Genomic DNA, 25,116 nt, shown 5'->3' with positions numbered 1-25,116 from the left:
TCACAGTCAACATTACCGTTGCCTGTACCACCGCCATCGCGAGCAGGCTCACTCCCACAGGCTTCACTTGAGCTCTCGCATCAACGCGCTATGCTGCCCCGACACTCCCTCTGACCGAGACGTCGATATGTCTGCCCCGAGCATGACCCTGTACCACAACTCTCTCTCGCCCTTCGTTCGCAAAGTCATGGTGCTGCTGCACGAAACCGGTCAGCAAGACCGCGTCGCCCTGCAAAACTGTGTGCTCACGCCGGTCGACCCGGACCAGACCCTGATCGACGACAACCCCCTAAGCAAAATTCCCGCCCTGCGCCTGGCCGACGGCAACGTCATCCACGACAGCCGGGTGATTCTCGACTACCTGGATCACCAGCACGTCGGCAACCCGCTGATCCCTCGCGAAGGCACGGCCCGCTGGCGCCGCCTGACCCTGGCTTCACTGGCCGACGGGATCATGGATGCGGCGGTGCTGGTGCGCTACGAAGTCGTCCTTCGCGCCCCGGAAAAACACTGGGACGCGTACCTGGACGGCCAACGCGACAAGATCCGCCGTGCCCTGGCACTACTGGAAAAAGACGCCATCGCCGAGCTGACCAGCCACTTCGACGTGGCCGCGATCAGCGTGGCGTGTGCGTTGGGATACGTGGACCTGCGCCATCCGGATTTGGACTGGCGCTCAGTAAACCCGCAATTGGCGGCGTGGTATTTCGAGGTGAGTCAGCGGCCTTCGATGATTGCGACGATGCCGAAGGTTTAAAGCTTCGCTGGCTGTACTGCGATCTTTTGACCCAAAACGATCCCGCCACTCAACAATCCGGCTTGTCCGCGGTAAACCGCCGAGCCGGGTTCACCGCCGCGCCAAACTCACGCAGGGCCTTGGCGCCGATCAACAGTGGGTAGTTAAAGCTGCTGCGGTCAGTCAGGTTGACCTCGACCGTGCGTTTGACGTTACCCAGGCACAGTTCCAGATCGACCACCGGACGCTTGGTGGGCGCGGCCGCCTCTTCATCCTCGTCCTCTTCGGAACGGGTCTTGATCTTGCTGATCCGCGCGATTTTGTGTTCGTAGACCTGGTTGCTCGCGTCCTTGGTGGCAAGGCGGAAACGTACCCAGTCTTCGCCATCGCGGGTGAAAGTTTCGATGTCTTTGGCCGACAGCGACGCCGTCAGGGCGCCGGTGTCCATTTTCGCCTTGAGCACTTCACCGCCAATTTCCGGCAGGGCGATGTATTCGTAGCGCCCGTACAGGGTTGGTTCGGCAGCCATGACCGGCAGGGCCAAAAGGGAAAGCAGTGCGAGGAGCGATTTCACGTGATGGGTGTCCTTGGAAATAAGGGTGCAATGGCCAAATTCTAGACCGCAACAAACAACGATAGTTGGGCCGCTTCGCAACCCGGCGGGAGCAAGCTCCCTCGCCACGGGGTGTGCACTGCGCTGCAAGCCTACCGATAGCCAGGTGAAACATTTGTCAGCACCCGATTTGGCCTGCCGCACGAAGCTGCTTATCATGGCGCGCCCAAACGCTTTTAAGAGTTTCTTATGCGCCGCCTGCTCACCGGCTGTTTCGTTACCCTGCTGCTTTTATTGAACACTTTGGTCCTGATCGGACCTTTAATGGTGTTTGCCCTGCTCAAATTGGTCCTGTCTGGTCGCCTTCGCGATTACGCATCAAATGCGGTGATGTGGATCGCCGAAACCTGGTCGGAAATCGACAAACTGATCTTCCGCCTGTGCATCCCTACCCAATGGGACATTCGCGGCGGTGACGATTTGCGCCGTGACACTTCGTACCTGGTAATCAGCAACCATCAATCCTGGGTCGATATCCCGGCGTTGATCCAGACGCTGAACCGGCGCACGCCGTTTTTCAAATTCTTCCTCAAGAAAGAACTGATCTGGGTGCCGTTACTGGGCCTGGCCTGGTGGGCGCTGGATTACCCCTTCATGAAGCGTTACTCCAAAGCGTTCCTGGCGAAGTATCCGGAGCTGGCCGGCAAAGACCTGGAGATCACCAGACAAGCTTGCGAACTGTTCAAGCGCCAGCCGGTGACGGTGGTGAATTACCTGGAAGGCACCCGTTTTACCGCAGCTAAAAGCGCTCAGCAGCGATCACCGTTCACTCACTTGCTCAAGCCCAAGGCGGGTGGCGTGGCCTTTGTGCTGGCGGCAATGGGCGAACAGCTGGATGCGATTCTGGATGTGACGGTGGTGTATCCGCAGCCGACGATTCCGGGGTTTTGGGACTTGATCAGCGGCAACGTGGCAAGGGTCATCATCGACATCAAGACCCGCGAACTTGATCCGGCCCTGTGGCAGGGCGATTACGAAAACGATCCGCTGTTTCGGGAGAAAATCCAGAACTGGGTCAACCAGCTCTGGATCGAGAAGGACCGGCGCATCGACGCGTTGCGCGCCGGTAGCTGATCAGCTACCGATTCCGGCGCCGGTGCCCCAGATCCCGCCGAGGCTTTGCAGCAACGAGCCACCGACGCCTTGCTGACCGAGGTATTGCAGGATGACCGGGGCAAACTGGCCGATCATGCCCGTGTCCATGCCCAGGGCGCTGAAGGCGTTGTTCAGGTCGTTGGTGTCCTTCACGTTGCCCAGGGCGTTATCCAGCCCGGCAGCCTTGCCGGTGGAGCCGAGTAAACCGGCGAGCGCGCCCAGCTCACCGCCGCCCGACAACTTGTCGATCCCCGGCACGCTTTTGGCCAGTTCCGAATAGTCGGCAGAACTCAATTGATTCTTCGCCAGCCCCAGCATCGCCCCGGCGCCGCCGACGGCTTGCTGTGGTGTTACATCCAACTGGGTGAGCGCACCCAACAGGTCCGCCGTTTCGGAGGTCGGCGCGGCCTTCGTCGCTGCGTTGTCACCCTTCATCCCCGCAATGGCGTTGGCTGCATCGCCCAGGCTGAACTGTGCGAAAACCGGGCTGGCCGCCAGGGTCATCAGCGAAGTCAGTGCAAAAACGCGTGAAATCTTCATCCAGACATCCTCTTGTGCCATGAAAACGCCCGGCTCACGGGCGCAAAGCTGCCGGTTTGACCGGGGATCGGCGGGCATGTTCCGCAGGCTGCCCTCCACTTCAAAGCCGCTCGTCTGTTGTAGTGAGGGAGGTTGCTCCCTCGCCACAAGGGTTGGGGTGTACAGGCCCACAAAAACGGCGACCCTGAGGTCGCCGTTTTGTTTTACTTGGAGGCTTACGCCGCGCTGAACATCTTGTGCGGATCGATCACAAATTTCTTCGGCACGCCCGCATCAAACTCGCCATACCCCTGCGGCGCCTGATCCAGGCTGATCACCTGAACACCCACCACTTCGGCGATGTTGATGCGGTCCCACATGATCGCCTGCATCAGCTGGCGGTTGTACTTCATCACCGGGGTCTGGCCGGTGTGGAAGCTGTGGGATTTGGCCCAGCCCAGACCGAAGCGAATGCTCAGGCTGCCCATTTTCGCGGCGGCGTCGACAGCGCCCGGATCTTCGGTGACGTAGAGGCCCGGAATGCCGATTTTACCGGCAACCCGCACCACGCCCATCAGCGAGTTGAGTACGGTGGCCGGGGCTTCGTGTTTCACGCCGTCATGGCCGTGTCCACGGGCTTCGAAACCAACGGCGTCGATGGCGCAGTCCACTTCAGGCTCGCCGAGCAGTGCTGCAATTTGTTCGTGCAGCGGCGTGTCCAGGGACAGGTCGGCGATTTCGAAACCCTGGGCCTTGGCGTGGGCCAGCCGCACGGTGTTGACGTCACCAACAATCACCACTGCCGCGCCCAGCAGGCGGGCGGAAGCGGCGGCGGCGAGACCAACCGGGCCGGCGCCCGCGATGTACACGGTGCTGCCTGGGCCAACGCCCGCAGTCACGGCGCCGTGGTAGCCGGTCGGCAGAATGTCGGAGAGGCAGGTCAGGTCACGGATTTTTTCCATGGCCCGGTCGCGATCCGGCAGCTTCAGCAGGTTGAAGTCGGCGTACGGCACCATGGCGTATTCAGCCTGGCCACCGGTCCAGTCGCCCATGTCGACGTAACCGTAAGCGCCGCCCGGACGTGCCGGGTTGACGCTCAGGCACACGCCCGTGTGCATTTCCTTGCAGGAACGGCAGCGCCCGCAAGCCACGTTGAAGGGCACGGACACCAGGTCGCCGATTTGCAGATTCTCGACGTCGCTGCCCTTTTCGATCACTTCGCCGGTGATCTCATGGCCCAGCACCAGGCCGGTTTGCGCAGTGGTGCGACCGCGCACCATGTGCTGGTCGGAACCACAGATATTGGTGGAAACCACGCGCAGGATAACGGCGTGTTCAATCTTCCTGCCGCGTGGGTCCTGCATTTTCGGATAGTCGATCTTCTGTACTTCGACCTTGCCAGCGCCGAGATACACCACACCACGATTGCCAGACATGCTTTCACCTCGCTGTTGTTTTTATGGAAATGCGTTGCCCAGGCAGGCAGCGCGTTAAGTGCTCGGGTACAGATGCTGTTTCTTGTGTTGCTTGTCAGGGCCTCATCGCTGGCAAGCCAGCGCCTACAGTGATTCGGGGCGAACGCAAAATTTGTGAACGACACAAACCCCCTGTAGGAGCTGGCTTGCCAGCGATGGCGATCTAGAGAACGACTGTTCTGTTCGCGTTAAGGAACACACGGCGCTCAATGTGATACCCAACCGCCCGCGCCAAGGTCAGGCCTTCAATGTCGCGCCCCTTGGCAATCAGGTCTTCCGGATAATGACTGTGATCCACCACCTCGACGCCCTGGGCAATGATCGGACCTTCATCCAGGTCGTTGTTGATGTAGTGCGCCGTCGCGCCGACCAGTTTCACGCCCTTGTTGTAGGCCTGGTGATACGGCTTGGCGCCTTTGAAACCCGGCAGCAACGAGTGATGAATGTTGATCGCCTTGCCATCGAGCTTGCGGCACAGTTCCGGCGACAGGACCTGCATGTAACGCGCAAGGATCACCAGCTCGGCGCCGGACTCTTCGATCACCTGCAACACCTGACGCTCTTGCGACGGTTTGTCGTTCGGGTCCAGCGGGAAGTGGTAGTACGGAATCTGGTGCCAGTCTGCCAGCGGCTTGAGGTCCGGGTGGTTTGAGACCACGGCGGCGACATCCATCGACAACTGGCCGATGCGCTGGCGATAGAGCAAGTCGTTGAGGCAGTGATCAGCCTTGGAGACCATGATCACCACTTTCGGTCGATAGTGCGGCGGCGTCAGCTCGAAGACCATGCCGAAGGATTCACCACGTTCGGCCAGGCCTGCGCGAAACGACTGCTCATCGAAGCCATCGGGCTGGCGGAATTCCACTCGAATGAAGAAACGGCCCGAGAGCCGGTCATCGAACGAATGGTGTTCGGTGACGTAGCAACCCTGCTCGAACAGAAAGCGCGTCACCGCGTCCACGGTACCGAGCACGCTGGGGCAGTCGGCGGTCAAAATCCATGTGTCTGGGGCGCGGCTCATAGTGCGGTGACTCCTTTTGTTATGGACAACCGCTGTGCGGTTGATCGCCAGCAAGCCGGCTCCTACAGAATCATGCCGTTCAAGTGATCGACATCAACCCTGTAGGAGCCGGCTTGCTGGCGATAAATTCTCAAGCCTGAACGCTAAGGCCATACTCGGCAGAAGCATCCTGCAACCATAACCACCAGTAATCCGAGAAGCTGCGACGGATCAGCAGTTCCCAGGTGTCTTCGGCGGTGTGGCGGATCACCAGTTGCGACTTGGCGAACACCGTGCCGACGGCCTTGCCTACCGGGAAGTTGTTCGGGTGCACGTCGTAGCTGGTGGACTTCATCAGCACCTGGCGCACGCTCGGGCCGCTCAGTTCGAGAATCTGCTGGCCGCCACTGACGTTGACGATCTGGATGTGCAGGTCGCCCAGCGCTTCACGCAGTTTTTTCTCGGCGGCGAATTCTTCGCCGGTCGGCACGATCAGCAGCCATTCGTCCGGCCCCATCCATTGCAGGCTGGTTTCGCCTTTGACGATAACGGTCAGCGCGCCCGGCAATTCAATGCCCAGGGCTTTGTGCACGCCAGCGGCGAACGCGGCATCGTGGCCATCGCCACGAATGGTCAGGTGGCCGAGGAGTTTCTTTTCACGCACGGTCACACCGGCGTTCTTGCGACCCTTGCCCACCAGGCTGGCGAGGTCGGCGTGATGCAGCGACGACTCGGCCTTGGACCCGGTGGTTGGGCGTTGTTGGTAAACATTGGCTGCGGTCATAAAGCACCTTTCCTGAATTCTGTTGTGAGGCTTGTGGTGACTGATCTGATGCCATCGCTGGCAAGCCAGCTCCTTCAGACCGCGTTCACCTCAATCCCGTAGGAGCCGGCTTGCCGGCGATCCCAGGCAACGCGGTGTATCGGATACACCGCGCCACATCCGGCAATCACACGTTCTGCCGTTCGCCTTTCGGATCGAAGAACACCGAAGAAACGATTTCAGCCTCGATCACGCTGCCGTCCGCCAGTGGCGCAAACACACGCTCGCCCATGCGATTCAGGCCGCCCTTGACCACGCCCATGGCAAACGAATAGCCGAGGGAGTTGTGCGCGTAGCTGGAGGTCACGTGGCCGACCATGGTCATCGGGATGGCCTGCTTGGTGTTGAACACCAGTTGCGCACCTTCCGGCAGCCATTTGTTCGGATCGATCGGCTTCAGGCCGACCAGTTGCTTACGCTGATCACGCACGCAGTCTTCACGGTTCATGCCGCGCTGGCCGATCCACGAGAACGGTTTAGTGCGACCAACGCACCACCCCATGTTCAGGTCGTCCGGGGTCATCGAGCCGTCGGTGTCCTGGCCGACGATGATGAAGCCCTTCTCGGCCCGCAGTACGTGCATGGTTTCCGTGCCGTACGGCGTCAGGTTGTATTTCTTGCCGGCGTCGACGATTTTTTCCAGCACGCCCATGGCGTAGTCGGCTTGCACGTTGACTTCGTACGACAGTTCACCGGTAAACGAAATCCGGAACACCCGCGCCGGCACGCCACCGACCAGACCTTCTTTCCAGGTCATGAACGGGAAGGCTTCGTTGCTCAAATCGATGTCGGTGACCTCGCTGAGCAGCTTGCGGCTGTTCGGCCCGGACAGGGTCATGGTCGCCCAGTGATCCGTCACGGACGTGAAGTACACCTTCAGGTCTGGCCATTCGGTCTGCTGGTAGATTTCCAGCCATTGCAGCACGCGTGCAGCGCCGCCGGTGGTGGTGGTCATGACGAAATGGTTGTCGGCCAGGCAAGCGGTTACGCCGTCGTCGAACACCATGCCGTCTTCTTTGCACATCAGGCCGTAACGCGCCTTGCCCACGTCGAGCTTGGTCCAGGCGTTGGTGTAGATGCGGTTGAGGAACTCACGCGCATCCGGGCCCTGGATGTCGATCTTGCCCAGGGTCGAAGCGTCCAGCAGGCCGACGCTGTCGCGCACGGCTTTGCATTCGCGTTTGACCGCGGTGTGCATGTCTTCGCCGGATTTCGGGAAGTACCAGGGACGCTTCCACTGACCGACGTCTTCAAACTCGGCGCCATTTTTCAGGTGCCAGTGATGCAGCGCAGTGAAACGCACCGGCTCGAAAATGTGCCCACAGTGACGACCGGCCACGGCGCCGAAAGTCACCGGCGTGTAGTTCGGGCGGAACATGGTGGTGCCCATTTGCGGGATGGTCACGTTCAGCGAACGGGCGGCAATGGCCAGGCCGTTGACGTTACCGAGCTTGCCCTGATCGGTGCCAAAGCCCAGTGCGGTGTAGCGCTTGACGTGCTCGACCGACTCGAAACCCTCGCGGGTCGCCAGCTCGATGCCGGCTGCGGTGACGTCGTTTTGCAGATCGACGAATTGCTTCGGGGCACGCGCGGTGACTTTTTCGTAGGGCACTTGAAACAATGCCAGCGTCGGCTCTTCCAGACGCGCCAGGGCTTTCGGCAGAGTCGCTTCGACCGGACCGAAACCGGCTTCGCTGGCCGCGCGCACGCCGCCTTCAAAGCCATCGGCCAGGGAATCGCCGAGGCCGTAGACGCCGTTGATGCCACCCACGCACACGCGTTTTTGCGGTGCTTCGCCCGGTACGAAACCGAGGATGTCTTCACGCCAGACCGGCTTGCCGCCCAAGTGCGAAGCCAGGTGAACCACCGGGCTGTAACCGCCGGAACTGGCGACCAAGTCGCATTCGAGCCATTCGCCCGGGCTGGTGACTTTGTGTCCTTTGACATCGATCGCGGCCACGCGGGCAGCGGTCACGTGCTTGCTGCCACGGGCCTCGATCACGGCGCTGCCGGTGAGGATACGGATGCCTTTGGCGCGTGCTTCTTCCACCAGCGCACCACGCGGGTTGCTGCGGGCGTCGGCGATGGCGACGACTTGCAGGCTGGCGTCGAGCCAATCCAGCGCCACGCGGTAGGCGTGGTCGTTGTTGGTCGACAGCACCAGTTTCTTGCCCGGCGCCACGCCGTAACGGCGCACGTAAGTGGAGACAGCGCCAGCGAGCATGTTGCCCGGCACGTCGTTGTTGCCGTAGACCAGCGGACGCTCGTGAGCACCGGTCGCAAGTACGACACGCTTGGCGCGAACCCGATGGATGCGCTGACGCACCTGGCCAATCGGTGCGCGGTCGCCGAGGTGATCGGTGAGACGCTCGTGAATGGTCAGGAAGTTGTGGTCGTGGTAACCGTTGACCGTGGCCCGAGGCAACAGCAGCACGTCCGGGGTGTTTTTCAGTTCGGCGATGACGCTGGCGACCCATTCCACGGCAGGCTTGCCGTCGAGGCTTTCGCGGGAGTCGAGCAAGCTGCCGCCAAACTCTTCCTGTTCGTCCGCGAGGATCACACGGGCACCGCTGCGCGCAGCGGCCAGTGCAGCGGCCAGGCCCGCAGGGCCGGCGCCGACGATCAGCACGTCGCAGTGCTGGTTCATGTAGTCGTAGGTGTCGGGATCGTTCTCGGTTGGCGAGCGGCCCAGACCGGCAGCCTTGCGGATGTACTTCTCGTAAGTCATCCAGAACGATTGCGGGTACATGAAGGTTTTGTAGTAGAAACCCGGTGGCATCAGCTTGCCGCCGACCTTGCCGAGAATCCCCATCATGTCGTTGTTAACGCTCGGCCAACCGTTGGTGCTGGTGGCGACCAGACCTTGATACAGCGCTTGTTGCGTGGCGCGTACGTTCGGGATTTGCGTGGCTTCGGTGGCGCCGATTTGCAGCACCGCGTTCGGCTCTTCGGCACCGGCGGCGAAGATGCCGCGCGGGCGGGAATACTTGAAGCTGCGACCGATGATGTCGACGCCGTTGGCCAGCAGTGCAGCGGCCAGGGAGTCACCTTCAAAGCCTTTGTAGCTCTGGCCGTTGAAGGTGAAGCTCAACACTTTGTTGCGGTCGATCCGTCCGCCGTTGGACAGGCGATTGATCTGGCTCATACCTTCTCTCCCAGAGCCGTGGTGGCCGCTTTCGGGCTATCGGTCTTGTCGGTGAATTGTGGCTTGGTGCCGATCTTGTAGGTTTCGAGAATCTCGTAGGTCACGGTGTCGCGGGTGGCGTTGAAGTACTGACGGCAACCGGCGGCGTGAATCCACAGCTCATGGTGCAGACCGCGAGGATTGTCGCGGAAGAACATGTAGTCGCCCCACTCCTCGTCGGTGCAGCTGTTGGGGTCCAGTGGACGCGGGATGTGCGCCTGGCCGGATGCGTGGAATTCCTCTTCGGAGCGCAACTCGCCGCAGTGAGGACAGAAGATATGCAACATAGGAAATTTCTCCTGTTAGTGGGCGACGGCAGCAGCGCCGTGTTCGTCGATCAGCGCACCGTTGTGGAAGCGGTCGATGGAGAAAGGCGCCGCCAGCGGGTGCATTTCACCCTTGGCCAGGCTCGCGGCAAACACGTTGCCCGAGCCAGGTGTTGCCTTGAAGCCACCGGTACCCCAGCCGCAGTTGAAGAACATGTTCGGTACCGGGGTTTTCGAAATGATCGGGCAGGCATCCGGCGTGGTGTCGACGATGCCGCCCCACTGACGGTTCATGCGCACCCGCGACAGCACCGGGAACATCTCGACGATGGCCTGGATGGTGTGCTCGATCACCGGGTACGAACCACGCTGGCCGTAGCCGTTGTAGCCGTCGATACCGGCGCCGATCACCAGGTCGCCCTTGTCGGACTGGCTGATGTAACCGTGCACGGCGTTGGACATGATCACGCTGTCGATAATCGGTTTGATCGGCTCGGACACCAGCGCTTGCAGCGGGTGGGATTCGATCGGCAAGCGGAAACCAGCGAGCTTGGCCATGTGCCCGGAGTTACCGGCGGTGACGACACCCACTCGCTTGGCACCGATGAAGCCCTTGTTGGTTTCAACACCGATGCACACGCCGTTTTCCTTGCGGAAGCCGATCACTTCGGTTTGCTGGATCAGGTCCACGCCCAATGCGTCAGCGGCACGGGCAAAGCCCCAGGCCACGGCATCGTGTCGGGCCACGCCGCCGCGACGCTGGACGGTTGCGCCCATCACCGGGTAGCGGGTGTTTTTCGAGCAGTCGAGATACGGAATCTCGTCGGCCACTTGCTTGGCATCGAGCAGTTCGCCGTCGACGCCGTTGAGGCGGTTGGCGCTGACCCGACGCTCGGAATCACGGATGTCTTGCAGGGTGTGGCACAGGTTATAGACGCCGCGCTGAGAGAACATGACGTTGTAGTTCAGGTCCTGGGACAGTCCTTCCCACAATTTCATCGCGTGCTCGTACAGGTGCGCCGACTCGTCCCACAGGTAGTTGGAGCGAACGATGGTGGTGTTGCGCGCGGTGTTACCGCCGCCCAGCCAGCCTTTCTCGACCACCGCCACGTTGGTGATGCCGTGTTCCTTGGCCAGGTAGTAAGCCGTGGCGAGACCATGCCCGCCACCGCCGACGATGACCACGTCGTAGACCTTTTTAGGGGTCGGCGTGCGCCACATGCGCTGCCAGTTTTCGTGGTGGCTGAGAGAGTGTTTGAAGAGGCCGAAGCCTGAGTAGCGTTGCATAGTCATTTACTCCAAAACCGCACTCAGCGATAAACCGGGAAGTCTGCGCACAGGGCCGATACTTGCTGGGCGACATTGGCCTCGACATCGGCATCGCCGAGGTTGTCGAGGATGTCGCAGATCCAGCCCGCCAGCGTCACGCACTGGGCAACCTTGAAGCCGCGAGTGGTGACTGCCGGGGTGCCGATGCGCAGGCCGGAGGTCACGAACGGCGACTGTGGATCGTTCGGGACAGCGTTCTTGTTCACAGTAATGTGGGCGCGACCGAGTGCTGCATCCGCGTCTTTGCCGGTGAGGCCCTGACGGATCAGGCTGACCAGGAACAGGTGGTTGTCGGTACCGCCGGACACTACATCGTAGCCGCGTTTGATAAACACGCCGGCCATGGCTTGGGCGTTGTCGATCACTTGTTGTTGATACGCTTTGAAGCCTGGCTCCAGCGCTTCCTTGAAGCACACCGCCTTACCGGCGATGACGTGCATCAGCGGGCCGCCCTGGGCGCCGGGGAAAACGGCTGCGTTGAGTTTCTTCTCGATCTCTTCGTTGGACTTGGCCAGGATCAGGCCGCCACGTGGACCGCGCAGGGTCTTGTGGGTGGTGGTGGTGACCACGTCGGCGTACGGCAGCGGGTTCGGGTACAGACCGGCGGCCACCAGACCAGCCACGTGGGCCATGTCGACGAACAGCAGCGCGCCAACCTTGTCGGCGATTTGACGGAAGCGCGGGAAGTCGAGGGTCTTGGAGTAAGCCGAGAAACCGGCAACGATCATCTTCGGCTTGCATTCAACGGCCAGGCGCTCGACTTCGTCGTAGTCGATCAGGCCGGTCTTGGTGTCGATGCCGTACTGCACGGCGTTGTACAGCTTGCCCGAGGACGACACTTTGGCGCCGTGGGTCAGGTGACCGCCGTGGGCCAGGCTCATGCCGAGGATGGTGTCGCCCGGCTGGATCAACGCCAAGTATACGGCGCTGTTGGCCGAGGAACCGGAGTGCGGCTGGACGTTGGCGTAATCGGCGCCGAACAGTTGTTTGGCGCGTTCGATGGCCAGGGCCTCGACCTTGTCGACGTGCTCGCAGCCACCGTAGTAGCGCTTGCCCGGATAGCCTTCGGCGTATTTGTTGGTCAGGCCGCTGCCTTGCGCTTCCATGACGCGTTTGCTGGTGTAGTTCTCCGACGCGATCAGCTCGATGTGATCTTCCTGACGTTGCTCCTCGGCATTCATCGCCGCCAGCAGTGCATCGTCGTAACCCTGGATCTGGTCTTGCTTGCTGAACATCGCGTCTCTCCCAGCGGCGGTGGTGCGCCATTCGTCTCGGTGAGGCACGTACTTTTCGGCAGTGCCCTTTGATAGCGATGGTATGACTGGCTTGGAGTCGTCAAATGCCTACGGGCGCCACGCAAAGGTGCGTTTACGACATGGCGGGAAATGGACGCAGGGTCCCTGTAGGAGCTGGCTTGCCAGCGATGGGGGCGTCACATCTGGCATTGATACCGGCTGACCCATCGCAATCGCTGGCAAGCCAGCGCCTACAGGGCTACGCGATAGCCTGTCGTACCGCGAGCAACACCAAAAAATGCGCGGGGTACAGCGCATACGCCCAGCGGCGCATCGGAGGTGGTTTTACGTCATGGAGGTGTCGCAACAAGAACATCCCCATCCATGGTGCAATCAGGCAAGTGACGATGGCCGGAATGGCGGCGTGATTGCCCAGCCGTGCGGCGTAATACAACACTTGCCACTGATTACACGCCAGACAAACCAGCCCCGGCAAAAGCGCGATATACCACGGTCGCCGGATAACCAAAAACATCGCCAACGGCAACAACACCCCGAAGAAACCGAACATCACTTTTTGTGTGAAAAGCGCCGCCAGCAGCAAGGCGAGCGCCGCCAGCAACCGCGATTGCAGCGTCGGCTGCTGCCAGCCACGCGCCACCAACAAGCCAAGGACCAGGGTGGGCAACACGTTCAGCGTATCGTGCTCAGGAATGAACATCCGGTAAGGAATTTCACTCACCGCGCTAAACAACAGCAACCACCCCAAATAACGCCACTGCCCGCCCGTCGTCACCGTCGATGTGCGCGCCAGGTTCGCAGCCATCGCCAGGCAAAACCACGGAAACGCCAAACGCCCCGGCACATACAACAAATCGACGGAATAACCGACATATCGCAGGTGATCGAGCACCATGCTCAGCAGCGCCAGCCACTTGAGCAGATCCAGTGCACCGTCGCGCTGCTTTAAGGGCATAGTCATGTGCATAATTGCCCGGCATCCTTGTATTTTTCTGACAGTGACATCCCGTGTGCTCCCCGGACGATCTTCGGTAAAGTGCGCACCCTCATTGACCACGAGACGCTTCACCATAAGCGCCTCGACCACGGAAGCAGGCCATGACCGACAAGAGCCAACAATTCGCCAGCGACAACTACTCCGGCATTTGCCCTGAAGCCTGGGCTGCCATGGAGCAGGCCAACCATGGCCACCAGCGCGCTTACGGCGACGACGAATGGACCGCCCGCGCGTCCGACGATTTCCGCAAACTGTTCGAAACCGACTGCGAAGTGTTTTTCGCCTTCAACGGCACTGCCGCCAACTCGCTGGCCCTGTCGTCGCTGTGCCAGAGTTACCACAGCGTGATCTGCTCGGAAACCGCCCACGTCGAAACCGACGAATGCGGCGCCCCGGAATTTTTCTCCAACGGCTCCAAGCTGCTGATCGCCCGCACCGAAAACGGCAAGCTGACCCCGGACTCGATCCGCGAAGTGGCCCTCAAGCGCCAGGACATCCATTACCCGAAACCCCGCGTCGTGACCCTGACACAAGCCACTGAAGTCGGCAGCGTCTACACCCCGGACGAAATCCGCGCCATCAGCGCCACCTGCAAGGAACTGGGCCTGAACCTGCACATGGACGGCGCGCGCTTCTCCAACGCCTGCGCGTTCCTCGGCTGCACCCCGGCGGACCTGACCTGGAAGGCCGGCGTCGACGTGTTGTGCTTCGGTGGCACGAAAAACGGCATGGCCGTGGGCGAGGCGATTCTGTTCTTCAACCACAAACTGGCCGAAGACTTTGACTATCGCTGCAAACAGGCCGGGCAACTGGCCTCCAAGATGCGCTTCCTCTCCGCGCCTTGGGTCGGGATCCTGGAAAACGGCGCCTGGCTTAAATACGCCCATCACGCCAACCGCTGCGCGCAATTGCTGGCCGAATTGGTGAGCGATATTCCGGGCGTGGAGCTGATGTTCCCGGTGCAGGCCAACGGCGTGTTCCTGCAACTGTCGGAACCGGCTATTGCCGCGCTGACCGCCAAGGGCTGGCGCTTCTACACCTTCATCGGCAACGGCGGCGCACGCTTCATGTGTTCGTGGGACACCGAAGAAGAACGCGTTCGGGAATTGGCCAAAGACATTCGTGAAGTGATGTCCGCGTAATAATCAAACTTACGCAATCCCTGTAGGAGCTGGCTTGCCAGCGATGGCGGACGACCAGGCACCGCGTCGTCCGGATCGCCAGCAAGCCGGCTCCTACAGAGGCGATGTGCGCTCTTGGTCTACATTGTTTGTCGAGCCTCCGCTCACAAAACAATAAGCAGGAGCGTACGCATGTCATTGCAAGGCAAAACCCTGTTCATTACCGGCGCCAGTCGCGGGATTGGTCGTGAGATCGCGCTACGGGCTGCGCGGGACGGGGCCAATATTGTGATCGCGGCGAAAAGCGCCTCGCCGCATCCCAAGCTACCCGGCACGATTTTCAGCGTGGCCCAGGAAGTCGAGGCCGCCGGTGGCAAGGCGCTGGCCCTGCAAGTGGATGTGCGCGATGAAGACGCCGTGCATCAGGCTTTGGCCCAGGCCAACGAACACTTCGGCGGCATCGATGCGCTGATCAACAACGCCGGGGCGATCAAGTTGACCGGGGTGCAACACGTCGAACTCAAGCGCTTCGACCTCATGCACCAGATCAACACCCGCGCCGTACTGCTGTGCAGTCAGGCCGCGTTGCCCTACCTGAAGAAGTCCAACGGACACATCCTCAACCTCTCGCCGCCGCTGAATCTCGCCACCAAATGGTTCGCCCAATACAGCCCGTACACCGTGACCAAATACGGCATGAGCATGCTCACGTTGGGCATGAGCGAGGAATTCAAGAACTACGGGATCAGCGTCAATTCACTGTGGCCGCAGACGATGATTGCCACGGCGGCGATCGAGTTTCAGCTGGGGTCGCGGGAGTCGTTCAAACATGCGCGAACGCCGGCGATCATGGCCGATGCGGCGCATATCATCCTTAGCAGCGCGAATCGCAGCCTGACCGGGCGGTTGTTGATTGATGAGGAGGTTTTGCGGGAGAACGGCGTGACCGAGTTCCATCATTACCGTTTCGAGCCCGACAGCAGCGACAAGCTGATGCCCGACCTGTTTATCGACTGAAACACAGCACCTGTGGCAGCGAGCCTGCTTGCGATGAAGGAATCAGACTCAACATCAATGTTGGCTGAACCACCGCAACCGCGAGCAGGCTCGCTCCCACAGGTTGTTTGGCGTTGTTTAGAAATCGATACGCACGTCGCCCTTCGGCACGCTGCAGCACGACAGGATGTACCCTTCGGCTTCGTCTTCTTCGGTGATCCCGCCGTTGTGTTCCATCTCCACTTCGCCGCCCAGCTTCAGCACCTTACAGGTGCCGCAGATGCCCATGCCGCAGGCTTTCGGGATCAGCAGACCGGCCTTGGATGCCGCCGCGTGAACGGTCTCGCCCGGCGCCACGCGAATGCTTTTGCCGGAAGCGATGAACTCGACTTGATGCAGGTCCGCCGCATCGACTTCCGGCGCCTCGGCGGCTTGTTCGGCTTGTTCCACGGCATCGGCGCGTGCTTCTGGCGGCGTCGCACCAAACGACTCTTCGTGATAACGCTTCATGTCGAAGCCAGCGTTCTCCAGCAGGCGCTTGACCGCGTTCATGTATGGCGTCGGGCCGCAGCAGAACACTTCGCGCTCGAGGAAGTCCGGCGCCATCAGTTCCAGCATCTTGTGGTTCAGGTAACCGCGATAACCGGCCCACGGTTCGCCCAGGCCATGCTTCTCGCAAATCAGGTGCAGGCTGAAGTTGTCGATCCGCGACGCCATGTGTTCGAGTTCGCGGTGGTAAATGATGTCCTTGGGCGAACGGGCGCTGTGGATAAACACCATGTCGACGTTGCCGTTGGTGTCGTAGAACCAGCGCGCCATGGACATGACCGGCGTGATCCCGACACCACCGCTGAGGTAAAGGACCTTCGGCGCGGTGAAATCCATGGCGTTGAACAACCCGACCGGGCCGTGCACCGCCAGCTCCTGACCTTCGTGCAGGGTGTCGTGCAGCCAGTTGGAAACCCGGCCGCCCGGGACCCGCTTGATGGTCACCGAAAAGCTGTACGGCACCGACGGCGAGCTGGAAATGGTGTATGAACGCATGATCGGCTGGCCTTCGATTTCCAGCTCCAGGGTGACGAACTGCCCCGGCTTGAAAAAGAACATGATCGGCTGGTCGGCCATGAAGCAGAAGGTGCGCACATCCCAGGTTTCCTGGATGACTTTGACGCAACGGACGATGTGCCGACCATTGGCCCAGGTCTGGGTGGTTACCGGGTTCAGGAAGCTGTTGGACATGCTGATCTCCACGGCCGACTGTCGGCCTTCATGTTGGCGATTCTGCGTATAGCGCGAACCGCCCATTTACCTATCTGCGACATTCACATGCTTATCGCGACCAGCCCCCAACTACCGGGGCTTGCGCGTCGGGAACAGATTGCACCATGTCGCCCATGGATAAGGTTCTGGCCAGCGCCGGCCCCACACTCGCCTCAACAGATAACTGCTGTTTTTTGTCTTGCGTCGCACAACCGTAGCCACTTTCGCCGGCCACACAGAATGGCCTTGAGGATTAAACGATGGACGTCACTACTACCCTGAGCCTGGGCGATCCGCTGGAACCCGCACGCAAGGCCACCGCGCAGATGCTGCAAGAGCGCGAGCGCACGTTCTCGCTGCCGCAGCCGTTTTACTCGGACGAGCGCCTGTTTGATATCGACATGCAGGAAATCTTTCAGAAAGAGTGGTTGATCGCCGGAATGACCTGCGAGATCCCGACCAAGGGCAACTACCTGACGCTGCAAGTGGGCAAGAACCCGATCATCGTGATCCGTGGCGCCGAAGGCGTGGTGCATGCATTCCACAACGTCTGCCGGCACCGTGGCTCGCGCCTGTGCACCAGCGAAAAAGGCAAGGTCGCCAAACTGGTCTGCCACTACCACCAGTGGACCTACGAACTCGACGGTCGCCTGCTGTTCGCCGGCACCGAAATGGGCGCCGACTTCGACATGAAGCAGTACGGCCTCAAACCGGTGAACGTGAAGACCGCCGGCGGCTACATCTTCATCAGCCTGGCGGAGAACCCGCCGGCGATCGATGATTTCCTGTCGACGCTCAGCCATTACATGGAACCGTACGACATGGAAAACACCAAGGTGGCGATTACCACCACCTTGATGGAAAAGGCCAACTGGAAACTGGTGCTGGAAAACAACCGCGAGTGCTACCACTGCAACGCGTCGCACCCGGAACTGTTGAAAACCCTGCTGGAATGGGACGACGTCACCGACCCGCGCGCCGACCAGGCGTTCAAAGACCACGTCGCCGCCTCTGCCGCAGCCTGGGAAGCCGAGAAAATCCCTTACGCCCACGCCAGTTTCGGTCTGCGTAACCGCATCGTGCGCATGCCGCTGCTCAAGGGCACCGTGTCGATGACCCTGGACGGCAAACAGGGCTGCGCCAAGCTCATGGGCCGCATCAAGAACCCGGACCTGGGGTCGATGCGCATCCTGCACCTGCCGCACTCGTGGAACCACTGCATGGGCGACCACATCATCGTGTTCACCGTGTGGCCGATCAGCGCTCAGGAAACCATGGTCACTACCAAGTGGATCGTCCACAAGGACGCGGTCGAAGGCGTGGACTACGACGTGGAACGCATGCGCCAGGTCTGGGACGCCACCAACGACCAGGACCGCCGCCTGGCCGAAGAGAACCAGCGCGGCATCAACTCCACTGCGTACCAGCCTGGGCCTTACTCCAAGACCTATGAGTTTGGTGTGGTGAACTTTGTGGACTGGTACAGCGAGCGCCTATTGAACAACCTCGGAGCTGAGCCTGCGCCTTACCTTAAAGGCGTTCCGGTTCAAGGCTAAGGTCAAAAGCATCGCGAGCAAGCTTGCTCCTACAGGTCCGGGTCGTTCACGAAATGTGTGTACACCTCAGACCCATTGTAGGAGCAAGCTTGCTCGCGATAGCGTCGTTCCTCGCACTACATCCCCATCTAAGTCCCCCGCAGCCTTAGAGCTGTACGAAATATGACCTATTCCGTTCCGCGCTATGCCCCTCGTGCCTCCCAGCCTTCCGCAAACAAGTTATCCACACCTCCACCCACAGCTAATGGGGACAACTGTGGAAACCCTGGAAACTTTCTCGACATAAACCGAAGAAAATCCGTGACTTATCCATAACCCTGGTTTTCATCAGCACCTGATCATTTATTGATCAACCCCGTACAACTCACGATTTACGTGGCCTGCAGAGGATCGCGAACACCTTATCCACAGAAGCGCCAACAGACTTTGGGTACAACTTTAGAACCTCTGTGGAAAACCGGTGAAAGCCGCGAATTTTCTGGGTTTGCGGAGGGTTTGACGGTTAAAAACACAACTTTGATCATTTTTTAGCCAGGCGCTCGAAAGCCACGTTTTATAAGGCCTGTAGCAGTAAGCGAACATCTTATCCACAGAAGCGCCAACAGAGATTGGGGGCAACTATAGGTTTGCGAACCCTCGTATCTCCAGGAAAAAGCGTTGGAAAACCGCAACTTATGTTGGTTGTTTTTTGATCTGAGGCTTACAGGCCGCGGTCTGTATGGGTCGCAGCGAGGGGCGAACATGTTATCCACAGAAGCGCTAACAGGGATTGTGGGTAAACAGCTTGGGAAACGCGGAATTCGATCAAACCTTATTCAAGCAGGATTTTCCGGCATCGATATCCAGCTCCAACTCAAAGTCCTCGAACGCGCTCCACCCCAGCAGGATTGAAGGCACGTACCGGCCCATTACCCACGACGGCGGAATGGTGAAGCGAGGATAAAACTTGTAGGTGATCGCCGTGGTTCCACCCGGCAGACTCAAAACGCCCTTGAAGGTTTGGTAGCGCTGCTGCGCCATGTTGATCGGTGAGTTGCCTGTGACAACGTTGACTTGATCGCCCGGTGACGCGGATGTCAGGTAATCAACGTTCCCGGTATCCACAATCGCCAGCGTGGCCCTGTTATCGAGCCGTACAGCGATCGTCAGCCGTTGGTTGATGTCCATGCGGGTGTAGGCAATCGGTGAATCACATCGGGTTGCAGGCGCGGGATTGAACACCAGGGTTTTGCGGGTAATTTTCAGCCGCCCCAACTTGCTGATCAGATCGAGCCCCAGCAGGTTGTCCCGATCACTGACAAACACCAGCACATTCCGGAACTCGCTCCCTCCTATCTGGATGGAATCAAGAATCCCCAGGCGTGCGGTCAACTCTTTCTCGCCATAGAACGTGCTGTAGGCGTAGTGGGAGTCGGTCAGCAACTTGATCCCCATCAGCTTCGCCGTTTCGTAATTCACCCGGGTTTGCGGGGCGCCGGTGTCGAGGACGAAGCGCGCCGAATGACCATTGGCTGCGCTGACATCAATGAACGGAAGGACCTCTTCGGCAATGAAAAAATCAGTGGCGTAGGGATGGATGACGAGCACTTCGCGCCGCTGGATCTTTTTGACCGAGAAATCGCCAGTCTCTCTGAGTGTCGAAAGAGACTGGTCGCCGAACATTGAGAACAGCACTTTCAGCTCTTGGTTAGCCTCTATGGCCCGGGCGTGCTTACGCTTGATTGCAAGAAAGTAATCGGGCAACTGATTGGCGGCTTTGTCCTCGAACATGCGGGCAATGACGGACACTGAACAATTAAGGTTTTTCTCGGCATCCAAAACCCTGTCGCAGCGCTGACGCATTTGCCCCAGGGAAGCATTCACCCCTTGCTCCGAGACCAGCCACTGATCGAAGTTCGGATCAATGTCCGGGCGCAGCTCAGACTTGCTCGAGCGAGGTGCGGCCAGCATTCCCGTCGATGCGAGCAACGTCCCGACAAGAAGCAGTAGCGACAGCTTTAAAGGCTTCATAGCCTGCCCATTCATAAAAACCAGGTTTTATGATCAAGCGCTGAAACCAGGAATACCGGATGCTGCACCCTCAACAGCGCACAGTAAAAATGTAGCAGCCAAGGGCATGTCGCGAGAGGTGATCAGGCCCTAAGGCCGATACATCAAATAGGCTTCCCCCGTGACCCGAATCATCGGATGCGGCGTGATCTGACAGGTATCCACAATACGGAAGCCGTGGCGCTCATAGAAACGCCGGGCGCCGGTGTTGGCGGCGTAGTCGATCAGGCTCAGGCCATTGAGCCCGAGCTGATTGGCACGGTCATAGCCGTAAGCAAGGAACACCTTGCCCAGCCCCTGATTGCGCCAATCCTCATGCAGCGCCAGGCTGGAAATGTAGAGGGTGTCGGGGATTTCCATGGTGGCGTAGGGCGCCAGCACCGGATCAGTCACCGGTGCAGCGAATGGATCATGACGCATAACATAGCTGTGCATCATGCCGACGACCTGCCCATGCGACTCGGCAATCAGGCAGTTTTGCCAGGAGAAATCCACACCGTCACGGGCGTAACGCAGAGCCCCGACGTCCAACAGATCCTGGCCGGGTTCAGCTATCTGGCTCCAGATGTAATCCGAAGCGCCCTCTGATGAAATCTGGAACAAGCGCGCAATCTCTCGCGCATCCGCGCGTACCGCAGAACGAAATTCAACTGCCATTGTTTTTCCCCCTGTGGGAACGAGCCTGCTCACGATGGCGGTGTATCAGCCTCGTATATATCGACTGACACACCGTCATCGCGAGCAGGCAAGCTCCCACATTTAGATTTGTGCGGATGAGCGTTTAGCGGACCACGCCTTCTTCGATGAGCAACTTGAGGATGGCTTCGGCCCCCGCCTGCGCCGTCACGCCCTTGAGCACTTGCCCACCGCCACCGCTGGCCTTCGCTGTTGCGGCTTTCATGCGGTCGGCGCCGCTCTTGGCCTTGATCACTTTCAGGCGTTTAGGCCGTGGCTTGGCCGGTTGCAGCGTGGCGACCGCCAGCAGTTCATCGTCGACGATTTCCACTTCATCGGCCTGCAACACCCCGCGCCGGGCCGGGCCGTAGGCGCTCTGTCGCGGCTTGGGCGCTGCGTTATCCACAGTCGCCAGGAACGGCAAACGAACCTTCAAGCGACGACGCTGACCACGAGGCAACGCTTGCAGTACCAGCGCAGAACCGCCATCGATGGATTCGACCTGCGCCAGCCCCACCACCAGCGGCCAACCGAGGCCCTCGGCGAGCAGGAACGGCAACATGCCCGAGCCTTCGCCGGTTTCCGCCTGGCTGCCAGTCAGCACCACCTGCGCCCCGGCGTCGCGCAAATAAGCAGTGAGCGCCGGTAGCGCATCGGCGCCCTGCGGTTGTTCCAGCACGTGCAACTGCTCAAGCCCCATGCCCAGATAAGCGCGCAACGCAGGCTCGGCGACATCGCCGGCATGCAGCACCTGCAAGTTATCCCCAGCCAGTTGCAGACCCAGTTCCACTGCCCGCGCATCCTGTTCCGCGCGACGAGGCCGGCCGGAGGTCGGGTGGGCGCCGATGGACACCAGGCTGATGATTTTCGTGCTCATAACCCTTTCCTTCCCTTAAGCCGCATCACGCTTGGCGTCGTTGCGGTAAGCCGCCACCGCATCGATCAAGGCTTGAAGAACCTCGGCGCTTTCGCCAATCACCGACAGGTCGGCCCGTTTGATCATGTCGCAGCCAGGATCAAGGTTGATCGCCACCACCTTGTCGCAGGCACCGATGCCTTGCAGGTGCTGGATCGCCCCGGAAATCCCCACCGCAACATAGACCCGTGCGGTGACCCAGGTGCCGGACGCGCCGACCTGACGGTCGCGGGCCATGAAGCCATCGTCCACTGCCACACGGGACGCGCCTTCGGTGGCGCCCAACGCTGCAGCGGTCTGGTGGAACAAATCCCAATCCTTGACCCCGTTGCCGCCGGAAAAAATGAACTCGGCTTCGGCCATCGGAATCGCCGCCGGGTCCACCGCCACCGCGCCCAGATCTTCGATGCGCGACAAACTGCGCGCGACGGTTGTGGATAACTCCACGGGCAAGGCTTCGTGTCGGGTTTCGCTGACTGGTTCGGCACATTCGACGGCGGCCAGAATCAAGCGTGCAACCGGACGTGCAAGGTCTTGCAAACCGGCACCCGCACGGCCGATGCATTCCTGATCCTTGACCTGCCAGACCCGCGTTGCCGGGCGCTCGCCCAGCGCTGCGGCAAAGCGTCGACCGAGTTCGCCGCCACCGGTGCGGCTGTCCGGCAGCAACCAATGACGCGGACTGAACTGGTTATCCACAGCCCGCAGGCCCTGTACCCGTTGTTCCGGTGCATAACCACTGAACTCGTCGCCTTCCAGCACCAGCAAGCGGTCGACACCAGCGGTCGCGAAGGCGCTCTCTTTGTGTTCACCGAAGACCACGGCCAACACCGCTCCGTCGTTGCCGGCCAATTGATGAGCCAGGCCCAACAGGTCGCGATCGTGGCTGCTCAAGCGGCCACCGACCATGTCCGGAACGACGCTGATGTAGAAGGCCGGTGTAGGCACTTGATGCAGCGGCAATTGCACTTCAACGGCGGCCGAGCGTTTGGTCGCCCCACCCTGTTGAGCGCCACTGCGGTCAATGCGCTTGATGCCGTCGGGACCGATAAAACCAATCCCATGGGGGTTCTTGCGGATGACGCCATTCGGTCCCATCCAGCTGTGCTGCGCCGGTTGCATGGCCGCGTGCAGCGGATGCAGACGGTTGCGGGCGATCCATTCGGCGCGCGGGTCGCGGCGGATAATGTCGCTCATCAGTGCACCTCCGCAGGTTCACGTTTGACCGGGGTGGTCGACTTCGGCGCTTCGTCTTCAAGCAGCGCGTCGGCCACCAGTTCGGCGATGTCCTTGATCAGCGGCCGTGGTTCGACCACGCCTTCGAGCATCGCCGTGCACTGTGGACAACCCACGGCCACCAGTTCGGCGCCGGTCTCGCGAATGTCTTCCATGCGCATGTCGGGGATCCGTTGCTTGCCGGGAATGTCGGTGATCGGCGCACCGCCACCACCACCGCAGCAGCGCGAGCGGAAACCGGAGCGTTGCATCTCTTTCACTTCGATCCCGAGGGCGCGCAGCACTTCGCGCGGCGCTTCGTACTCGCCGTTGTAGCGGCCGAGGTAGCACGGGTCGTGATAGGTCACGCTGTTGCCTTTGTGCTGGCCGAGATTCAGCGCGCCGGCACCGATGATTTCCGCCATGTAGGTACTGTGGTGCTGCACCAGGTAGTTGCCATCGAAGGCGCCGTACTCGTTTTTCAGCACGTGGAAGCTGTGAGGATCGCAGGTGACGATGCGGTTGAAACTGTATTTGGCCAGGGTCTGGATATTGCGCTTGGCCAGTAGCTGGAAGGTCGCTTCATCGCCCAGGCGTCGAGCCACGTCGCCGCTGTCGCGCTCTTCCAGACCCAGTACCGCGAAGTCGACCTTGGCCGCTTTCAGCACTTTGACGAAAGCCCGCAGGGTGCGCTGGTTGCGCATGTCAAAAGCGCCGTCGCCGACCCAGAACAGCACGTCGACGGATTTCATCTCGCTCATCAGATTGAGGTTCAGGTCCGCCGCCCAGTTCATCCGCCCGCCCGGAGCGAAGCCGCCCGGGTTGTCGGTGGCGATCAGGTTTTCCAGGACTTCCGCGCCCTTGTTCGGTGTGGCGCCCTTTTCCAGCGTGAGATGGCGACGCATGTCGACGATGGCATCGACGTGCTCGATCATCATCGGGCATTCCTCGACGCAGGCGCGGCAGGTGGTGCACGACCACAGGGTTTCGGCATCCACCAGACCGTTGACGATCGGCTGATGCGGATTGCCTGCGTGCTCGCCGATTGGCTTGCCAGGATAAGGGCTGCCGGCGAACTTGGCATCGGTGCCACCGGCGAGACCGACCACCATGTCCTGAATCAGTTTTTTCGGGTTCAGCGGTTGGCCGGCGGCGAAGGCTGGGCACGCGGCTTCGCACTTGCCGCACTGCACGCAGGCGTCAAAGCCGAGCAGTTGGTTCCAGGTAAAATCCTTGGGTTTTTCCACGCCCAGTGGTGCGCTCGGGTCGTTCAGGTCCAGCGGTTTCAAACCGGTGGAACGACCACCGCCAAAGCGCTCGGCGCGACGGTGCCAGGCCAGGTGCAAGGCACCGGCGAAGGCGTGTTTCATCGGCCCGCCCCAGGTCATACCGAGGAACAACTCGGACACACCCCACAGCACGCCAATGCCGAGGATCGCCGCAACCAGCCAGCCACCGAAGTTTTCCGGAAGAATGCCCGCTACCGGCAGGGTCACGATGAAGAACGAAGCCGAGAACGCCAACAGGCTTTTCGGCAGGCGCATCCACGGGCCTTTGGACAAACGGCTCGGTGGGTTGCGCCGACGCAGATAAACGAAGACCGCACCGACGAACATCACCGCCGACATCAACAACAGTGCGTAACCGAGGATGCGGTTATGCAGGCCGAAACCGTGCACCAGAATCGCCAGCACAATCGACGCCACCGCACCACCCGCCGTGGCGACGTGGGTGTTGGCGATGTATTTGTCCCGCGCGACGACGTGGTGCAAGTCGACCATGTAGCGCTTGGGCATGGCGAACAGGCCGCCGATCAAGTCGACCTTCGAGGCCCGGCCCCGGCGCCACATGGCCACCCGCCGCAACGCGCCGAGAACCGCAAGGCCCAGGGCAGCGAACAACAGGATTGGAAGAAGGGTGTTCAACATAGGTGTTGCTCCCACAAACCACGGAGTCATGCATCGGTCTTGTAGGAGCCGGCTTGCTGGCGATTCAGACGACGCGGTGAATCAGTCAGACCGCGTTATCGTTCATC

General features: G+C 60.5%; 21 protein-coding genes. 5 read left to right on the top strand and 16 right to left on the bottom strand.

Annotation, left to right across the window (positions count from 1 at the left end; all coding sequences use genetic code 11):
- Nucleotides 1–127: 127 nt before the first annotated feature.
- Nucleotides 128–757, top strand: a complete 630-nt coding sequence (locus ABVN21_RS25535; RefSeq protein ID WP_339554868.1) for a glutathione S-transferase — start codon at nucleotides 128–130, stop codon at nucleotides 755–757.
- 49 nt (nucleotides 758–806) lie between these two features.
- Here ABVN21_RS25535 and ABVN21_RS25530 read toward each other — a convergent pair whose 3' ends face one another.
- Nucleotides 807–1,310, bottom strand: coding sequence for an ATP-dependent zinc protease (locus ABVN21_RS25530; protein WP_339554869.1), 504 nt, complete (start codon nucleotides 1,308–1,310; stop codon nucleotides 807–809).
- 228 nt (nucleotides 1,311–1,538) lie between these two features.
- Between ABVN21_RS25530 and ABVN21_RS25525 the strand changes: the two genes are divergently transcribed.
- Nucleotides 1,539–2,423, top strand: coding sequence for an acyltransferase (locus tag ABVN21_RS25525; protein WP_339554870.1), 885 nt, complete (start codon nucleotides 1,539–1,541; stop codon nucleotides 2,421–2,423).
- Here the strand turns inward: ABVN21_RS25525 and ABVN21_RS25520 are convergent, their stop codons facing one another.
- The 9 genes from ABVN21_RS25520 to ABVN21_RS25480 all read right to left on the bottom strand — a co-directional run bounded on the left by ABVN21_RS25520 (nucleotide 2,424) and on the right by ABVN21_RS25480 (nucleotide 13,263).
- On the bottom strand, nucleotides 2,424–2,984 hold the full coding sequence (locus ABVN21_RS25520; RefSeq protein WP_339554871.1) for a DUF2780 domain-containing protein: 561 nt from the start codon (nucleotides 2,982–2,984) through the stop codon (nucleotides 2,424–2,426).
- 215 nt (nucleotides 2,985–3,199) lie between these two features.
- Nucleotides 3,200–4,399 (bottom strand): formaldehyde dehydrogenase, glutathione-independent, encoded by a 1,200-nt coding sequence (gene fdhA / locus ABVN21_RS25515; RefSeq protein ID WP_339554872.1) that lies wholly within the window; start codon nucleotides 4,397–4,399, stop codon nucleotides 3,200–3,202.
- Nucleotides 4,400–4,601: 202 nt separating this feature from the next.
- Nucleotides 4,602–5,459, bottom strand: coding sequence for a formyltetrahydrofolate deformylase (gene purU / locus ABVN21_RS25510; protein ID WP_339554873.1), 858 nt, complete (start codon nucleotides 5,457–5,459; stop codon nucleotides 4,602–4,604).
- Between the two features lie 130 nt (nucleotides 5,460–5,589).
- On the bottom strand, nucleotides 5,590–6,222 hold the full coding sequence (gene soxG / locus ABVN21_RS25505; protein ID WP_339554874.1) for a sarcosine oxidase subunit gamma family protein: 633 nt from the start codon (nucleotides 6,220–6,222) through the stop codon (nucleotides 5,590–5,592).
- A 166-nt stretch (nucleotides 6,223–6,388) separates the two neighbouring features.
- Nucleotides 6,389–9,406 carry a sarcosine oxidase subunit alpha gene (locus ABVN21_RS25500; protein ID WP_339554875.1) on the bottom strand — a complete coding sequence of 1,006 codons (3,018 nt, stop codon included), beginning with the start codon at nucleotides 9,404–9,406 and terminating at the stop codon, nucleotides 6,389–6,391.
- Nucleotides 9,403–9,732, bottom strand: coding sequence for a sarcosine oxidase subunit delta (locus tag ABVN21_RS25495; protein WP_034147448.1), 330 nt, complete (start codon nucleotides 9,730–9,732; stop codon nucleotides 9,403–9,405). Before ABVN21_RS25495 ends, ABVN21_RS25500 begins: the two co-directional genes overlap by 4 nt.
- Nucleotides 9,733–9,747: 15 nt before the next feature.
- Nucleotides 9,748–10,998, bottom strand: a complete 1,251-nt coding sequence (locus tag ABVN21_RS25490) for a sarcosine oxidase subunit beta (RefSeq protein ID WP_007980419.1) — start codon at nucleotides 10,996–10,998, stop codon at nucleotides 9,748–9,750.
- Nucleotides 10,999–11,021: 23 nt separating this feature from the next.
- Nucleotides 11,022–12,275 carry a serine hydroxymethyltransferase gene (gene glyA / locus ABVN21_RS25485; protein ID WP_339554876.1) on the bottom strand — a complete coding sequence of 418 codons (1,254 nt, stop codon included), beginning with the start codon at nucleotides 12,273–12,275 and terminating at the stop codon, nucleotides 11,022–11,024.
- A gap of 259 nt (nucleotides 12,276–12,534) precedes the next feature.
- The gene (locus tag ABVN21_RS25480) at nucleotides 12,535–13,263 is read right to left on the bottom strand and encodes a TraX family protein (protein ID WP_339554877.1); all 729 of its coding nucleotides are present in this window, start codon (nucleotides 13,261–13,263) and stop codon (nucleotides 12,535–12,537) included.
- A 131-nt stretch (nucleotides 13,264–13,394) separates the two neighbouring features.
- Between ABVN21_RS25480 and ABVN21_RS25475 the strand changes: the two genes are divergently transcribed.
- Together ABVN21_RS25475 and ABVN21_RS25470 are read left to right on the top strand one after the other, a co-directional pair.
- On the top strand, nucleotides 13,395–14,435 hold the full coding sequence (locus ABVN21_RS25475) for a low specificity L-threonine aldolase (RefSeq protein ID WP_339554878.1): 1,041 nt from the start codon (nucleotides 13,395–13,397) through the stop codon (nucleotides 14,433–14,435).
- Between the two features lie 171 nt (nucleotides 14,436–14,606).
- Nucleotides 14,607–15,431: an NAD(P)-dependent oxidoreductase gene (locus ABVN21_RS25470; RefSeq protein WP_339554879.1), complete on the top strand. Its 825-nt coding sequence runs from the start codon at nucleotides 14,607–14,609 to the stop codon at nucleotides 15,429–15,431.
- Between the two features lie 117 nt (nucleotides 15,432–15,548).
- Here the strand turns inward: ABVN21_RS25470 and gbcB are convergent, their stop codons facing one another.
- Nucleotides 15,549–16,649 carry a glycine-betaine demethylase subunit GbcB gene (gene gbcB / locus ABVN21_RS25465; protein WP_339554880.1) on the bottom strand — a complete coding sequence of 367 codons (1,101 nt, stop codon included), beginning with the start codon at nucleotides 16,647–16,649 and terminating at the stop codon, nucleotides 15,549–15,551.
- A 281-nt stretch (nucleotides 16,650–16,930) separates the two neighbouring features.
- On the opposite strand from gbcB, the gene gbcA reads away from it, so the two are divergent.
- A complete protein-coding gene (gbcA, locus tag ABVN21_RS25460; RefSeq protein ID WP_339554881.1) occupies nucleotides 16,931–18,226 on the top strand; it encodes a glycine-betaine demethylase subunit GbcA in 1,296 nt (431 codons plus the stop codon).
- An 804-nt stretch (nucleotides 18,227–19,030) separates the two neighbouring features.
- Here the strand turns inward: gbcA and ABVN21_RS25455 are convergent.
- The 5 genes from ABVN21_RS25455 to dgcB all read right to left on the bottom strand — a co-directional run bounded on the left by ABVN21_RS25455 (nucleotide 19,031) and on the right by dgcB (nucleotide 25,009).
- Nucleotides 19,031–20,236: a retropepsin-like aspartic protease gene (locus ABVN21_RS25455; protein ID WP_339554882.1), complete on the bottom strand. Its 1,206-nt coding sequence runs from the start codon at nucleotides 20,234–20,236 to the stop codon at nucleotides 19,031–19,033.
- A gap of 129 nt (nucleotides 20,237–20,365) precedes the next feature.
- On the bottom strand, nucleotides 20,366–20,932 hold the full coding sequence (locus ABVN21_RS25450) for a GNAT family N-acetyltransferase (RefSeq protein WP_339554883.1): 567 nt from the start codon (nucleotides 20,930–20,932) through the stop codon (nucleotides 20,366–20,368).
- A gap of 124 nt (nucleotides 20,933–21,056) precedes the next feature.
- Nucleotides 21,057–21,827, bottom strand: coding sequence for an electron transfer flavoprotein subunit beta (locus tag ABVN21_RS25445; protein ID WP_339554884.1), 771 nt, complete (start codon nucleotides 21,825–21,827; stop codon nucleotides 21,057–21,059).
- Nucleotides 21,828–21,842: 15 nt separating this feature from the next.
- A complete protein-coding gene (locus ABVN21_RS25440) occupies nucleotides 21,843–23,063 on the bottom strand; it encodes an electron transfer flavoprotein subunit alpha/FixB family protein (RefSeq protein ID WP_339554885.1) in 1,221 nt (406 codons plus the stop codon).
- Nucleotides 23,063–25,009 (bottom strand): dimethylglycine demethylation protein DgcB, encoded by a 1,947-nt coding sequence (gene dgcB / locus ABVN21_RS25435; protein ID WP_339554886.1) that lies wholly within the window; start codon nucleotides 25,007–25,009, stop codon nucleotides 23,063–23,065. Before dgcB ends, ABVN21_RS25440 begins: the two co-directional genes overlap by 1 nt.
- Nucleotides 25,010–25,116: the final 107 nt, after the last annotated feature.

Source organism: Pseudomonas sp. MYb327, from assembly GCF_040438925.1.
In the GTDB taxonomy this organism is placed as follows: domain Bacteria; phylum Pseudomonadota; class Gammaproteobacteria; order Pseudomonadales; family Pseudomonadaceae; genus Aquipseudomonas.
This window is presented reverse-complemented; position numbering and strand designations above follow the sequence as displayed.